At 73.8% G+C, this 14,929-nt stretch carries 13 protein-coding genes; 10 read left to right on the forward strand and 3 right to left on the reverse strand.

The genetic code is table 11. The features are described 5' to 3' along the window. Positions 1-58 precede the first annotated feature (58 nt). Entirely contained in the window at positions 59-1,126 is a 1,068-nt protein-coding gene (locus ACFYZ3_RS13345) for an ATP-dependent DNA ligase (RefSeq protein WP_388516157.1), read from the forward strand. 20 nt (positions 1,127-1,146) lie between these two features. Here the strand turns inward: ACFYZ3_RS13345 and ACFYZ3_RS13350 are convergent, their stop codons facing one another. Then, positions 1,147-2,337, reverse strand: a complete 1,191-nt coding sequence (locus tag ACFYZ3_RS13350; RefSeq protein ID WP_388516159.1) for a zinc-dependent alcohol dehydrogenase — start codon at positions 2,335-2,337, stop codon at positions 1,147-1,149. Between the two features lie 211 nt (positions 2,338-2,548). Between ACFYZ3_RS13350 and ACFYZ3_RS13355 the strand changes: the two genes are divergently transcribed. Next, positions 2,549-3,517 (forward strand): DUF3048 domain-containing protein, encoded by a 969-nt coding sequence (locus ACFYZ3_RS13355; protein ID WP_388516161.1) that lies wholly within the window; start codon positions 2,549-2,551, stop codon positions 3,515-3,517. A gap of 77 nt (positions 3,518-3,594) precedes the next feature. On the opposite strand, the gene ACFYZ3_RS13360 is transcribed toward ACFYZ3_RS13355, so the two are convergent. Then, positions 3,595-4,059: a MarR family transcriptional regulator gene (locus ACFYZ3_RS13360; RefSeq protein ID WP_361004818.1), complete on the reverse strand. Its 465-nt coding sequence runs from the start codon at positions 4,057-4,059 to the stop codon at positions 3,595-3,597. A gap of 221 nt (positions 4,060-4,280) precedes the next feature. Between ACFYZ3_RS13360 and ACFYZ3_RS13365 the strand changes: the two genes are divergently transcribed. The 7 genes from ACFYZ3_RS13365 to pcaD are packed head-to-tail and all read left to right on the forward strand — an operon-like array spanning position 4,281 to position 10,757. After that, positions 4,281-5,036 (forward strand): CoA transferase subunit A, encoded by a 756-nt coding sequence (locus ACFYZ3_RS13365; protein ID WP_388516163.1) that lies wholly within the window; start codon positions 4,281-4,283, stop codon positions 5,034-5,036. Continuing rightward, positions 5,036-5,680 (forward strand): CoA transferase subunit B, encoded by a 645-nt coding sequence (locus ACFYZ3_RS13370; RefSeq protein ID WP_388516165.1) that lies wholly within the window; start codon positions 5,036-5,038, stop codon positions 5,678-5,680. The genes ACFYZ3_RS13365 and ACFYZ3_RS13370 overlap by 1 nt, the downstream gene beginning before the upstream one ends. Then, a complete protein-coding gene (locus ACFYZ3_RS13375) occupies positions 5,677-6,879 on the forward strand; it encodes a thiolase family protein (protein WP_388516166.1) in 1,203 nt (400 codons plus the stop codon). Before ACFYZ3_RS13370 ends, ACFYZ3_RS13375 begins: the two co-directional genes overlap by 4 nt. Before the next feature lie 19 nt (positions 6,880-6,898). After that, a complete protein-coding gene (gene pcaH / locus ACFYZ3_RS13380) occupies positions 6,899-7,672 on the forward strand; it encodes a protocatechuate 3,4-dioxygenase subunit beta (RefSeq protein WP_388516168.1) in 774 nt (257 codons plus the stop codon). A 6-nt stretch (positions 7,673-7,678) separates the two neighbouring features. Further along, the gene (gene pcaG / locus ACFYZ3_RS13385) at positions 7,679-8,284 is read left to right on the forward strand and encodes a protocatechuate 3,4-dioxygenase subunit alpha (RefSeq protein ID WP_388516170.1); all 606 of its coding nucleotides are present in this window, start codon (positions 7,679-7,681) and stop codon (positions 8,282-8,284) included. Next, on the forward strand, positions 8,281-9,633 hold the full coding sequence (gene pcaB / locus ACFYZ3_RS13390; protein ID WP_388516172.1) for a 3-carboxy-cis,cis-muconate cycloisomerase: 1,353 nt from the start codon (positions 8,281-8,283) through the stop codon (positions 9,631-9,633). The genes pcaG and pcaB overlap by 4 nt, the downstream gene beginning before the upstream one ends. Beyond that, positions 9,630-10,757 (forward strand): 3-oxoadipate enol-lactonase, encoded by a 1,128-nt coding sequence (pcaD, locus tag ACFYZ3_RS13395; RefSeq protein ID WP_388516174.1) that lies wholly within the window; start codon positions 9,630-9,632, stop codon positions 10,755-10,757. The genes pcaB and pcaD overlap by 4 nt, the downstream gene beginning before the upstream one ends. A gap of 26 nt (positions 10,758-10,783) precedes the next feature. Here the strand turns inward: pcaD and ACFYZ3_RS13400 are convergent, their stop codons facing one another. Further along, positions 10,784-13,465, reverse strand: coding sequence for an ATP-binding protein (locus ACFYZ3_RS13400; protein WP_388516175.1), 2,682 nt, complete (start codon positions 13,463-13,465; stop codon positions 10,784-10,786). Between the two features lie 275 nt (positions 13,466-13,740). On the opposite strand from ACFYZ3_RS13400, the gene ACFYZ3_RS13405 reads away from it, so the two are divergent. After that, complete coding sequence (locus ACFYZ3_RS13405) at positions 13,741-14,781, forward strand: DUF2510 domain-containing protein (protein WP_388516177.1); 1,041 nt, start codon at positions 13,741-13,743, stop codon at positions 14,779-14,781. Positions 14,782-14,929: the final 148 nt, after the last annotated feature.

The following is a 14,929-nucleotide window of genomic DNA, read 5'->3' on the forward strand; positions in this document are numbered from 1 at the left end:
GCAGCGCCGGACCTTCGCACATCAGGCGACGGCGGGCGAGGGCGTACAGAATCGGAGCATGGACCTCCCCGTCATGCCGCCCGTGAAGCCGATGCTCGCCAAGTCCGTGGCGAAGATCCCGCCGGGGATGCACTACGAGGCGAAGTGGGACGGGTTTCGGGCGATCGTGTACCGCGACGGGGACGAGGTGGAGCTGGGGAGTCGGACGGGCAAGCCGTTGACCAGGTATTTTCCGGAGCTGGTGGTAGCGGTGCGCGAGCGGTTGCCCGAGCGGTGCGTGGTGGACGGGGAGATCGTCATCGCGCGGGACGGGCACCTGGACTTCGACGCGCTGACCGAGCGGATCCATCCGGCGGACTCCCGGGTGCGGACGCTGGCGGAGCGCACTCCGGCCTCACTGGTGGCCTTCGACCTGCTGGCGCTGGACGACGCGTCCCTGCTCGACGTGGGGCTGGCCGACCGGCGGGCGCTGCTGGTGCGGGCGCTGTCCGGGGTGACGCCGCCGGTGCACGTGGCGCCGGCGACGGACGACATCGAGGTGGCCCGGCAGTGGTTCGAGCAGTACGAGGGGGCCGGTCTGGACGGGGTGGTCGCCAAGCCGCTCGATCTGCGCTACCGGCAGGACGAGCGGGCCATGTACAAGATCAAGCACGAGCGGACGGCGGACGTGGTCGTCGCCGGGTACCGCTTCCACAAGAGCGGGCCCGTGGTCGGCTCGCTGCTGCTCGGGCTGTACGACGACCGGGGGGTGCTCCAGCACGTGGGGGTGTGCGCCGCCTTCACGATGAAGCGCCGGGCCGAGCTGGTGGAGGAGCTGGAGCCGCTGCGCATGGACGACGCCCGGGGGCATCCGTGGGCCGCGTGGGCCGAGGAGGCGGCGCACGAGTCGGCGCGGCTGCCCGGGGCGCCCAGCCGGTGGTCGGGCAAGAAGGACCTGTCCTGGGTGCCGCTGCGTCCCGAGCTGGTCGTCGAGGTGGCGTACGACCACATGGAGAACGGGGCGCGCTTCCGGCACACGGCCCGCTTCCGCCGCCGGCGCCCGGACCGGACCCCCGAGAGCTGCACCTACGCGCAGCTGGAGGAGCCGGTCCGCTACGACCTGGCGGAGATCCTCGGCGGGCCCTGACGCGGCGGGCCCGGAGCCGCCTACGGCTTCATCAGGACCTTGACCGCGCCGTCCTGCTTCTTCTGGAACATCTCGTAGGCGTGCGGCGCGTCCGCCAGCGGCACCCGGTGGGTGGCGAAGCCGTCGACGCCGAGCGGGTCCTGGTCGGTCAGGTACGGCACGATCTCGTCGCTCCAGCGGCGTACGTTGGCCTGGCCCATCCGCAGCTGGACCTGCTTGTCGAACAGGGTGAGCATCGGCATCGGGTCGGCCATGCCGCCGTACACGCCGGACAGCGAGATGGTGCCGCCGCGGCGCACCAGGTCGATCGCGGTGTAGAGGGCGGCAAGCCGGTCGACGCTGAACCGCTCCGCCAGGGGCCCGCCGATGGCCCGGGGCATCACCGCGGCGGTCTGCTGCACCAGCTTGGCCACGGCACCGCCGTGCGCCTCGGTGCCGACCGCGTCGATCACGGCGTCGGGGCCGCGGCCGTCCGTCCGGTCCTGGATCGCGGCGACGAGTTCCTTCTCGTTGTCGAAAGACCGCAGGTCGAACGTCTCCACGCCCCGTGCGCGGGCCCGCTCCAGCCGCTCGGGCACGAGGTCCACGCCGAACACCTTGTCGACCCCCTTGAGCCGGGCGATCCGGCACGCCATGTCGCCGATCGGGCCGAGGCCCAGTACGGCGAGGCTGCCGCCCTGCGGGACGGACGCGTACTCGACCGCCTGCCAGGCGGTGGGCAGCACGTCGGAGAGGTAGACGAAGCGGTCGTCGGCCGGGCCCTCGGGCACCTTGATCGGGCCGTACTGGGCCTGCGGCACGCGCAGGTACTCGGCCTGGCCGCCGGGCACCGCACCGTAGAGGCGGGTGTAGCCGAACAGCGGTGCGCCCATGCCCTCGCCGTGCACCTGGGTGGTCTCGCACTGGGTCGGCAGCCCGGTGTCGCACATGTAGCAGTGTCCGCACGCGATCTGGAACGGCACCACGACCCGGTCGCCCGGCTTCAGGTTCGTCACCTCGGAACCGACCTCCTCCACGATGCCCATCGGCTCGTGGCCGAGGATGTCGCCCGGTGTCATGAACGGTGTGAGCACTTCGTAGAGGTGCAGGTCGGAGCCGCACAGCCCGGAGGAGGTGACGCGGATGACCGCGTCGGTCGGCTCCTCGATCCTGGGATCCGGCACGTCCTCGACCCGGACGTCCCGCTTGCCCTGCCATGTCACTGCCTTCATCGCCCCGCGCTCCCTCCGTCGCCGTGCGCGTCGGTTCTGCGTGGCGGCCGGGTACCCCGGGGCTCCCGTCACCGAACCCGGCGGTCTTTTCGGCCGAACAGCGGATTATCTGTCCCGTTCCGTGTGCCGTATCGGATTCAGTCAGGTATGGCACTAAATGCTTCAAGAAGCGCACAATCAATGACACGGGATGGGTGGACGGATGGCCGGGATGCGACAAGGGACACGCAGGCGACGGTATGCCGCCCTGCTGACGGCGGCGGTGGCGGTCTCGCTGGCCGCTGCGGGCTGCACGGCGGGCCCCGGAGCGAAGGGGGACGGGCGGGCGCCGGAACCGGAGCGCTCGCACAGCGCCGCCCCGGCCTTGGGACCGGTGCTCGCCGTGAAGGTCGACAACGTGCGCGCGGCCCGCCCGCAGACGGGTCTGGAGGCCGCGGACGTCGTCTACGCCGAGCCGGTGGAGGCGGGACTGAGCCGGCTGATGGCGATCTACGCCACCGAGCTGCCCGAGTCGGTGGGGCCGGTGCGCAGCGCCCGCGAGTCCGACCTGGAGCTGCTCGGCCAGTTCGACCGGCCGGTGCTGGCGTTCTCCGGCGCGCAGAGCAAGCTGCTGCCGCTCATCGACCGGGCCCCGCTGCGTGCGGAGCCGCCCGGCGAGGACTCCGACGCCTACGTCCGCGCCGAGGACCGGCAGGCCCCGCACAACCTCTACCTGCGGCCGGGCAGGCTGCTCCAGGAGCCGTCCGGGGCCGCGGCCCTCACCACCGGGTTCACCTACGGCAAGGCTCCCGCGGGCGGCCGGGCGGAGTCCTCGCACACGGTGCGCTACCCCTCGGCGAGCTTCGCCTTCACCTGGTCCGACAGCCGGGACCGGTGGCTGGTCTCCATGGACGGCAGCCCGGCCCGCACGGCCGACGGCGGGCGGCTGGCACCGGCCACGGTCGTCGTGCAGCACGTGAAGGTGCGCGAGTCGGACTTCCGCGACTTCCGCGGCAGCAACTCGCCCTACGTCGAGTCGGTGGGCTCGGGGGAGGCGGAGGTGCTGCGCGACGGGCGCGCGTACGACGCGACCTGGAAGCGCGGGGCCGCCGCGGACGGCACGACCTTCACCACCGAGGACGGCAAGCCGCTCAACTTCGCCGAGGGCCAGGTCTGGGTGGTCTTCGCCGGGCGCTCCTGAGCCCGGCGAAGCCTGAGCCGCGCGCTCCTGAACCGGGCGCTACCGAGCTGCGCACTCCTGACGGGCGAAGTCCCCGGTCAGCCCGGTGCCACCGTCGGCTCGGCCGGGTTGCGGAGCCCCTCCGCGGCGTCCGCGACCCGGCGGATCAGGTCGAAGAACACCGCCTGCTCGTCGGCGGCGAGCGGGGCCAGGAACACCTGGTTCATCCGGGCGATCCGCACGCCCAGCCTGCGGTGGACGCGCAGTCCCTCGTCGGTGAGCCGGAGCAGGGACCGGCGGCCGTCCTGCGGGTCGCGGACCTTGTCGAGCAGCCCGCGGCGGCCGAGCCTGCTGACCACCTCCGCGATGGTGGACCGGTCCAGGCCCACCCGCTCCCCCACGGTGCGCTGGTCGAGCCCCGGCTCGGCGACGAGGGCGTTGAGGACGGCGTACTGCGGCGAGGTGGTCTCCTCGGAGACCATCGTGTTCCACAGCAGGTAGTGCGCCTGCTGCAGCCGCCGGGCCAGATGGCCGGGGTGGGTGGCCAGATCGACCGCTGCCATGTGCGCTCCCCGTGGTCACTTTCGTAGGTGCACTGACGATACACGGCATCGAGTACCGACATCCGGAACCGCCTCATACGATCTACCCCGCACTTTGCGGGCCTTGACGCCCCGGCCGTCCGGTGGCAGCGTGTGGACAACCTCGCTGAAATACTCAGTGCCCTGACTATCTGCTCCCGGGGCACGCGGAAGCGACACGCGGAAGAGATGGGGCTCCTCGGATGGACAAGGTGGTGGCCACGGCCGGTGAGGCGGTGGCCGACGTGCCCGATGGCGCGTCGCTCGCGGTGGGCGGCTTCGGGCTGAGCGGTGTGCCGAACGTGCTGATCCAGGCGCTGTACGAGCGCGGGACCGGCGGGCTGTCGGTGGTCTCCAACAACTGCGGGGCGATGGAGTCCGGGCTGGCCGTCCTGCTGGCCGCCGGGCGCATCGCCCGGGTGACCGGGTCCTACATCGGCGCGAACAAGGAGTTCGCGCGCCAGTACCTCGGCGGGGAGCTGGAGGTGGAGATGATCCCCCAGGGCACCCTGGCCGAGCGGCTGCGGGCCGGCGGCGCGGGGATCCCCGCCTTCTACACACCCGCCGGGGTCGGCACCCAGGTCGCCGACGGCGGACTGCCGTGGCGGTACGACGGGTCGGGCGGGGTCGCGCTGGCCTCGCCGCCGAAGGAGGTCCGCGAGTTCGACGGGACGCAGTACGTCCTCGAGCGCGGCATCCGCACCGACTTCGCGCTGGTCCGCGCCGCGAAGGGCGACCGGCACGGCAACCTGGTCTTCGCCAAGTCCTCCCGGAACTTCAACCCGCTGGCCGCGATGGCCGGACGGGTGACGATCGCCGAGGTGGAGGAGCTGGTCGAGCCCGGCGAGATCGACCCGGACGCGGTGCACCTGCCCGGGATCTTCGTCCAGCGGGTGGTGGCGCTGACCCCGGAGCAGGCCAACGACAAGAAGATCGAGCGGCGGACGGTGACTTCCTGATGGCCTGGACGCGTGAACAGATGGCCGCGCGGGCCGCGCTGGAGCTGCGCGACGGCCAGTACGTCAACCTCGGCATCGGCCTGCCCACCCTGATCCCGAACTACCTCCCCGAGGGCGTCGAGGTCACCCTGGAGTCGGAGAACGGCATCCTGGGCACCGGCAGGTACCCCACCGAGGCCGAGGTGGACCCCGACCTGATCAACGCGGGCAAGGAGACGGTCACGGTCCGGCCGGGCGCCGCCTTCTTCGACTCGGCCCTGTCCTTCGGCATGATCCGGGGCGGGCACATCGACGTGGCGGTGCTCGGCGCGATGCAGGTCTCCTCCTCCGGCGACCTCGCGAACTGGGCCGTCCCCGGCAAGATGATCACCGGGATCGGCGGCGCGATGGACCTCGTCCACGGCGCCCGCACCGTCATCGTGGTCATGACCCACACCGCCAAGGACGGCTCCCCCAAGATCCTCGAGGAGTGCGCCCTGCCGCTCACCGGCAAGGCCTGCGTGAACCGCGTCATCACCGATCTCGGCGTCCTCGACGTCACCGAGGACGGCCTGGTGCTGGTGGAGACCGCCCCGGCCGTGAGCGTCGACGAGGTCGTCGCCAGGACGGACGCCAAGCTCGTCGTCGCGGAGGGAGCGAAGTGAGGGACGTCTACATCGTCGACGCGGTGCGCACCCCGTTCGGCAAGTACAACGGGGGCCTGGCGGGCGTACGCCCGGACGACCTGGCCGCGCACGCGATCCGTGAACTCCTCGGCCGCACCCCTGACCTGGACCCGTCCCGGATCGACGACGTGTACTTCGGCAACGCCAACGGCGCCGGCGAGGAGAACCGCAACGTCGCCCGCATGGCCGCCCTCCTGGCCGGCCTGCCCACCACCGTCCCCGGCGTCACGGTGAACCGGCTGTGCGCGTCCGGCCTCGAAGCGGTGATCCAGGCCGCCCGCGCGATCGCGGTCGGCGACGCGTCGGTCGTGCTCGCGGGCGGCGTGGAGTCGATGACCCGGGCGCCGTACGTGCTGCCCAAACCGGACCGGCCCTTTCCCGCCGGGAACACCGAGCTGTACTCGACCACCCTGGGCTGGCGCATGGTCAACCCGGCGATGGACCCGCAGTGGACGATCCCGCTCGGCGAATCGGCGGAACTGATCGCGGACAAGCACGGGATCACCCGCGAGCAGCAGGACGCGTACGCCCTCGCCTCCCACCACAAGGCCGCCCGGGCCCAGGCCGACGGCCTGTTCGACGCCGAGCTGGCACCCGTTCCCGTACCGCGCCGCAAGGGCGACCCGGTGGACTTCGCCGCCGACGAGTGCGTGCGCCCGGACGCGTCGCTGGAGGCGATGGCCAAGCTGAGGCCGTCGTTCCGCGAGTCCGACGGCACCGTGACCGCCGGGAACGCCTCACCGCTCAACGACGGTGCCGCCGCGCTGCTCCTGGTCGACGAGGAGGGCCTGCGCGCCACCGGACGCGAGCCGCTCGCCCGGGTCTCGGCCACCGGGGTCTCGGCGACCGAGCCGCAGTACTTCGGTCTCGCCCCCGTGGAGGCGGTGAACCGCGCGCTCGCCAGGGCCGGCCGCGGCTTCGCCGATCTGGACGTGTTCGAACTCAACGAGGCCTTCGCCGCCCAGGTGCTGGGCTGCGTCGCCGAGTGGCCCGAGTTCGACCCCGCCGTCCTCAACCCGCAGGGCGGTGCCATCGCCCTCGGCCACCCGCTCGGCGCCTCCGGCGCCCGCCTCGCCGGCACCGTCGCCCACCAGCTCGCCCGCAAGGGGAGCGGCACCGGCATCGCCACCCTCTGCATCGGCGTCGGCCAGGGTCTCGCCCTGGTCCTCGACCGCTAGTCACCCCAGGGACTCCCCCATGACTCTCACCCAGCACGACATCGACGCGGAGATCGCGGCCGAGCACGCCGCCTACGGGAAGCGGGTCGCCGACGGCGGCCCCGTCGAGCACCACCCGCGCCGCGACTACGCCCCGTACCGCTCCTCGGTGCTGCGCCACCCGAAGCAGCCGCCGATCGCCATCGACGTCACCAAGGACCCGGAGCTGGTGGAGCTGGCCTCCCCCGCCTTCGGCGAGCGGGACATCACCGACATCGACAACGACCTGACCCGGCAGCACACCGGTGAGCCGGTCGGCGAGCGCATCACCGTCTCCGGCCGCCTCCTGGACCGCGACGGGAAACCGGTCCGCGGGCAGCTCGTGGAGATCTGGCAGGCCAACTCGGCCGGGCGCTACGCGCACCAGCGCGAGCAGCACGACGCGCCGCTGGACCCGAACTTCACCGGCGTCGGCCGCACCCTCTCCGATCACGACGGCTTCTACCGTTTCACCACCGTCCAGCCCGGCCCCTACCCGTGGCGCAACCACGTGGGCGCCTGGCGCCCCGCGCACATCCACTTCTCCGTCTTCGGCTCGGCGTTCACCCAGCGCCTGGTCACGCAGATGTACTTCCCGAACGACCCGCTGTTCCCGTACGACCCGATCCTGCAGTCGGTGACGGACGACGCCGCGCGGCAGCGGCTGATCGCGACCTACGACCACAGCCTGTCCGTGCCGGAGTTCTCGCTCGGCTACCACTGGGACATCGTGCTCGACGGCCCGAACGCCACCTGGATCGAAGAAGGACGCTGACCCGCCATGACGAAGATCGACACCAGCGGCCCGGAGCAGGTGCCGCCCACGCCGTCGCACACGGTCGGCCCCTTCTACGGGTACGCGCTGCCCTTCCGCGGCGGCGAGGACATCGCGCCCGCCGGGCACCCGGACACGGTCACCGTGCACGGGTACGTGTACGACGGGGACGGCAACCCGCTGCCCGACGCCCTCCTGGAGCTGTGGGGCCCGGACCCCGAGGGCAATGTCCCCACCGCCGACGGCTCGATGCGGCGTGATCCCGCCTCCGGCGGCTTCCTGGGCCGCAACGGCGTGGAGTTCACCGGCTTCGGGCGCATCCAGACGGACGCGAACGGCCACTGGTACGCGCGGACGCTGCGACCGGGCGCGCGCGGGCGGAGCGCGCCGTACGTCAGCGTGTGCGTGTTCGCGCGCGGGCTGCTGGTGCACCTGTTCACCCGGATCTACCTGCCGGGCGACGCGGCGGTGCTGGCCGCCGACCCGCTGCTGTGCCGGGTGCCCGCCGGACGCCGCGACACGCTGATCGCCGCGGACGAGGGCCACGGGACGTACCGTTTCGACATCCGCCTTCAGGGCGAGGGCGAGACGGTCTTCCTGGAGTTTCAGTGACACCACCTGCCGACCGCGCCGACGCCGACTCCGGCACGGGCCTGCTCGCCCCCGGGTGGGCCGGCTCGCCGGCCGCCTCCGCGACCGGTGACCGCGCGTACCTGCGGGCCCTGCTCGACGCGGAGGTAGCGCTGACCCGTGCCCAGGCCGCGCTGGGGCTCGCCCCGGCCGAGGCGGCGGACGCGGTGAGCGCGGCCGCCGCCGACCCGGCCGCCTTCGACGCGCGCTCCCTCGCCGAGCGCGCCCGGGGCGGCGGGAACCCGGTCATCCCGCTGGTGGCCGACCTGACGAAGGCGGTCGGCGACCCGTACGGGCCGTATGTGCACCGGGGCGCGACCAGCCAGGACATCCTGGACACGGCGACGATGCTGGTCGCCGCCCGCACCCTGGACCTGCTGCTGTCCGATCTCGCCCGCACGGAACGGGCGCTGGCCCGGCTGGCCGTCGAGCACCGGGACACGCCGATGCCGGGCCGGACGCTCACCCAGCACGCCGTGCCGACGGCCTTCGGGCTCAAGGCGGCCGGATGGCGCGCGCTGGTGCTGGACGCGCGGGACCGGATCACGGCGGTGCGGGACGGGCTGCCCGCCCAGCTCGGCGGCGCGGCGGGCACCCTGGCCGCCTTCGCGGCGTACGGCGCGACGGACCCGACCTCGCTGCCCGCCGCCTACGCCCGTGAACTCGGGCTGCGCGCACCGGTACTGCCCTGGCACACGCTGCGCACTCCGATCGCCGACCTGGCCGGGGCGCTCGCCTTCGCCGCGGGGGCGCTCGGGAAGCTCGCCGTGGACGTGCTGACGCTGTCGCGCACCGAGATCGGCGAGGTCGCCGAGGGCAGCGGGGGCGGCTCGTCTGCGATGCCGCACAAGGTCAATCCGGTGCGGTCCACGCTGATCGCGGCGGCCGCCCGGCGCGCACCGCAGCTCGCGGCCACGCTGTACGGCTCGCTGGCCGCCGAGGACGAGCGTCCGGCCGGGGCCTGGCACGCCGAGTGGGAGCCGCTGCGGGACCTGCTGCGGCTGACCGGCGGCGCCGCCCGTGACGCCGCGGAGCTGGCCGAGGGGCTGCGGGTGCGCCCGGACGTGATGCGGGCGCACCTCGGGCTCACCCACGGGCTGATCGTCTCGGAGCGGCTCTCGGCCGAGCTGGCGCCGGTGCTCGGGCGGGCCCGAGCGAAGGAACTGCTCACCGAACTGGCGGCGCGTGCCTACGCCGAGGACCGGGAGCTGGGTGAACTCCTGGCTGAGGTACCGGAGTTGCGGGACCTCGACCTGGCCCGCCCGGCCGACCCCGCTCGCTACACCGGCGCCGCTGCCGCCCTCACCGACCGTGCTCTGGAGCGACGTTGACGACCATACTCAACCACCTGTCCGAAGGCCCCGCTTCCGCTCCCCCGCTGCTGCTCGGTCCCTCGCTGGGCACCTCGTACGCGCTGTGGGACGCGGTGGCGCCGGAACTCTCCGTCCGGCACCGGGTGATCCGCTGGGACCTGCCGGGGCACGGAGGTTCCCGGGCCGACCTGATCGGGCCCGGCGCCACCGTCGGGGACCTGGCCGATCTGGTGCTGGCGCTCGCCGACTCGCTCGGGGTGGAGCGGTTCGCCTACGCCGGGGTGTCCCTGGGCGGTGCGGTGGGCCTGCATCTGGCCGTGCACCACCCGGAGCGCGTGTCGTCCCTGGCGGTCGTCTGCTCGTCGGCGCACTTCAACGGAGCCGAGCCGTGGGAGGAGCGGGCCGCGCAGGTGCGCGAGGAGGGGCTGGCACGGCTCGCGGACAGTGCGGACGCGCGGTGGTTCACGCCGGGGTTCACCGTGCCGCGGCTGGTCCGGGACCAGCGGGAGGCCGATCCCGGTGCGTACGCGGCCTGTTGCGACGCGCTGGCCGCCTTCGACCTGCGGGAGCGGCTCGGTGAGGTCTCCGCGCCGACCCTGCTGGTCGCGGGGCGCGAGGACCCGGCCACGCCGCCCGCGCACCTGCGGGAGATCGCCGACGCGGTGCCGGGCGCGACGCTGACGGAGATCCCGGGTGCCTCGCACCTGGCGCCGGCCGAGCGGCCCGAGGCGGTGCTGACGACGCTGCGGGCCCACTTCGACGGCGGGGCCCGGCGGGGCATGGCGGTGCGGCGCGAGGTGCTGGGCGACGCGCACGTGGACCGGGCGCAGTCGAGGCAGTCGCCGTTCACCGCCCGTTTCCAGGACTTCATCTCGCGCTACGCGTGGGGCGAGATCTGGACCGACGAGACGCTCTCGCGCCGCGAGCGGAGCATGGTCACACTGACGGCGCTGGTCGCGCACGGCCACTACGAGGAGCTGGCCATGCATGTGCGGGCCGCGCGCCGCAACGGGCTGACGCCGGACGAGATCGGCGCGGTGCTGCTCCAGACCGCGGTGTACTGCGGGGTCCCGGCGGCGAACTCGGCGTTCGCGACGGCCCAGCGGGTGCTGGCCGAGGAGGCGGACGGCGCCGCGGAGTGAAGCCCCTCGGCGCCGACTGACGACCCTCAGCCCGCTTGGCCCACCACCGCCAGGGCCTCGCGGGCGCGGGCGGCGAGGCCGTCGGCGCCGCAGGACTCGGCCAGCGCCAGTCCCCGGTTCAGCTCGGCCGCCGAGCGGGCCGCGAGGCCGTACTCCACGCGGGCGGCGGCGTGCTCGTACTGGCAGGGCGAGGCCTCCAGGTACGCGACGGCCTGGGCGGCGAGCCGGACCGCGCGCTGGCCGGTCTCCAGCGCGGCGGCACAGCGCAGGGCCTCCCCTATCGCGGTGTCCGTGCCGAAGCGTTCGGCCTGGCGGCGGGCGTCGGTGGCCAGTCGGGCAGCGCGGCCGGGGTCCTCGCCGGCCAGCGCCCGGGCCAGTTCGGTCGCCCAGGGGACGACCACGGGATTGTGCCGGCCACGCGCGGCGGCGGCCTTCTCGGCGGCCTCCAGTTCGTTGACGCCCTCCTTGGTACGGCCGGTGGCGAGGAGCAGGCGGCCGCGCACCGGGCGGGGGTCGGGCAGCACGATCGTCGACGGATACGGCGGGGCGAAGCCGTACTGGTCGGCGACGGTCCTGGCCTCCTCGACATGGCCGCGGGCGAGCAGGGTGTCGACCAGGTTGCAGGTCGCCGACCAGTACAGCGGCAGCCCGCGGCCCACGCGTTCGGCGATGCGCAGGGACTCGCGCAGCGACTGCTCGGCCTCCCTCAGGCGGCCCCTCCTGCGGTGGCCGAGGCCGACGTAGGCGTGCGCGAGGGCGAGGTGGCCGCCGCTCCAGCCCGCGCTCTCGTAGGCCCGCAGCGCCTCGGTGAACAGTGCCTCGGCGCGGTCGAGCCGGTCGGCGTAGGCGTAGGAACTGGCCAGCATCATCGGCAGTTCCAGGCCCCACTCGGTGTCGGTCCAGCCGAGTCCGGGTGCCAGGCGGCCGTTGACGAGGGCGCGGTCGCACAGCTCGACGACCTCCTCGGCGCTCTCGCCGTGGGTCATGGCGTCGAAGCCGCGCAGGATGAGCAGGGCGCGCTCGGCGTTGTCGCGGCCGGTGCAGGTGGCGGCGAGTTCGGCCAGGCGTGCGGAGCGGTGCGGCGAGGAGGTCTCGCCGGCGTGGATGCCCTCCCACATGTACTGGGCCGCCTGGAGCCGCAGGCGCGCGGAGGGGTCGGGGTTGCGGGCGGCCTCGGCCTCGACGGTGCGGACCGCCTCCTCCAGCTGGTCGTTGTGGAGCAGGGCCTGGGAGAGCCGGAAGACGGCGTCCACCCGCTGCTCGCCCTCAAGGCCGGGCATGGCGAGCGCGGTGCGCAGGTGGCCGATGGTGGTGGCGGGAGCGGTGAGGAGGGTGGCGCAGCCCAGTTCGAACAGCACGCGGGCGTGGGACTCGGGCAACGGCGGTTCCTGGAGGGCCCGTTCGAGGCAGCGCCGGGCCGCGTCCGGGGCTCCGACGGCGAGGTGCTCGCGGGCGGCCTCGCGCAGCTGGGCCACGACTTCCTGGTCGTCGTCGGGGTGCACCTTGAGCAGGTGGCGGGAGGCTGCCGCCGCACCGAGCCCGGAGTCGGCGACCAGCTGGGCCGCTATGCCGTGCATCGCCGTGCGCAGCGCGTCGGGGATCGAGTTGTAGACGGCGGTGGCGATCAGCGGGTGGACGAACTCCAGGTCGCCCGCGCCCGGTTGTCCGGCGGTGGCGTCGGGTACCGACAGGATCCGGGCGCCCCGGAGCAACTCGGCGCAGCGGACGGCTTCGGCGCGGTCCAGGGTGGCGAGCCTGGCCACCATGTCGACGGTGATGCCGCCGCCGAGGATGGCCGCGGCCCAGGCGAACCGGGTGGAGTCGACGCCGAGTTGCTCCAGGCGGGCGACGAGACCGCCGCCGCGGGCGGAGCGGTTCAGGGCGCGCAGCTCGGCGGCCTCCGCCTCGACGGGTTGCAGTTCGCTGTCCTGGACCTTCGCGAGGAGTTCGACGGTCTCGTAGGGGTTGCCGCCGGTGACGGCCCACACCTCGCGGCAGAACGCGGCCTCGGCGTGTGCGCCCAGCGTGGCGCGGGTGAGTCCGGCCGTCGCTTGCGGGGTGAGGGCGTTCAGCGGGGCGAGGGGCCGGCCGACGGCGGTGGCCGCCTCCAGGTGACGGGCGCTGTCGCCGCTGACGTCGCCGGGGCGGCGGGCGATGACGACCAGGACGGAGGTCTCGTCGAGCCGTTCGGCGAGCGCGGCGAGCCAGCGCAGGGTCTCCTGGTCGGCCCAGTGGGCGTCGTCGATCAGCAGCACCAGCGGCCACTCCCGGCGGGCGAGCCGGCGTACGGCGGCGACCAGGCCGTCGCACACGCCCTGCGGGTCGGCCTGCCGCTCACCGGGGTCCGCTATGCCGAGGGCGGGACCCGCGATGTCGTACCAGTCGCCGAGGTACTCGCGGGCCTCCTCGGGGAGCATGGACACCAGGGCGGGCTGGAGCAGTTGGCGCACCACGTTGAAGGGGACGGACCTGAGGGTCTCGCCGCCGCGTGCCGACCAGACGGTGCAGCCCCGGGCCTCGGCGATCCGGCGGGTCTCGGCGAGCAGCGCCGTCTTGCCGACCCCGGCCTCGCCGCGGGCCTCCAGCAGGGTGCCGGGGGACGAGCGGTCCGCGCACAGGGTGTCCACCGCGCGCGTGATGGTGGCGACTTCCTCGTCGCGCTCCCAGAGGGAGGCCGGGACGGCGCCCGCCCGCCGTACCTCCGTCATCCCGCTACCTCCCCGAGTCGCTCGAATGACGTACAGAGCCTGAGCCTAGCCCTCCGATCGCGCAAGTGGTGGGCGCTCCGCCGACCAGTTGCCGTGACGGGTGACATGCGGTAAAGCCTGAACGACGCACCGGGCCCGTCATCAGCGGCGGTGCGGCCGGGAGCCCGTCAACCTCACGGGGGCGCGGGGCGCCGGGCCGTCCGGAGGACGGGGTGCGGCCGGGATGCGGCCGGGCCTCTCATCCGGCTTTCACCGACGCCTCATACGGTGGGCACATGACGCAGGCGACTCCTCCCGGGTGGTACCCGGACCCCGGACAGAAGAATGACGGTCCCGCCACCGAACGCTGGTGGGACGGCACGGCGTGGACCGACCGGGTGCGCCCCGCGGGAGAGGCCGCCGCATGGGCTCCCCCCGCGCAGCCGCCGGGGCAACCGCCGGTCCAGCCACCGGTGCAGGACACCGCGGCCGTGCCGTACCCCGTGCACCCGGGCTATCCGGGCATACCCGTCCAGCCCCCGTCCGCGCGACGGCGGCGGCTGCGGGCCGGCATAGCCGTGGCGGCGGCCGTGGCGGTGCTGGCCGGCATCGGGATCGGCGTGTACGCGCTGACCGACGACGGCTCGGGCGGCAACGACGCGGGCGCCTCGCAGCAGGACCGGCGCGGCCCCGGCGAGCGGAACGACCCCTTCGGCGACTCGGGGGGCGGCGACGGCGGTGGCGAGGACGGCCGGTCGCCCGCGCCGGACTCCCCGGACCGGTCGGAGCCGCCCACGATCGACAGCGGCTCGGTGACGGACGCGTTCAGCGGGATCAGCCTGCCCATACCGGACGGCTGGTCGGGACAGGAGTTGCAGGTCGGCGCGCAGGTAACGTCGGACGACGCCTACAAGTGCCCCGGGGACACCTCCAGTTCCTGCACGAAGGGCGGCGCCTACTCGGCGCCCGCGATGCTCCTGAAGACCGAGGGCGACACCGCGGAGGAGGTCGCCAAGGCCGACATCGAGGCGAACGCCGAGGAGTCCTACGGCGGCAAGTCCTACGGCGGGATCACCTCGCACGAGGAGCTGGCCTCCAAGGCGGTCACGGTCGCCGGGCAGAAGGGCTACCTGGTCCGCTGGAAGGCGGTCACCGCCAAGGGCTCCGACGGCTTCGTCGAGTCGCTGGCCTTCCCCTCGCCCGCCGACCCCGAGCGCATCGTCGTCGTGCGCTTCGGTGTCGACACCGACCAGAAGCAGTCGGTCATCGACGAGATCACCAAGGGCATCGAGGTGGACACCTCGGGCGGCGGCGGGGGCGACGGCCAGGACGTCTGACCGGCCCGGCGGTGCCCGCGCAGGTACCGCCGGGAAACTGTCGGCCGGGTGGGGCGCCCTCCGCTCAAAGGGTGCCCCACCCGGCCGGGGGTGCGCGCCGCCCCCGTCCCCACGGTGCGGCGCGGGCAGGCCACCGTCCAGTCATCCC

Source organism: Streptomyces sp. NPDC001599, from assembly GCF_042893535.1.
Taxonomy (GTDB): domain Bacteria; phylum Actinomycetota; class Actinomycetes; order Streptomycetales; family Streptomycetaceae; genus Streptomyces.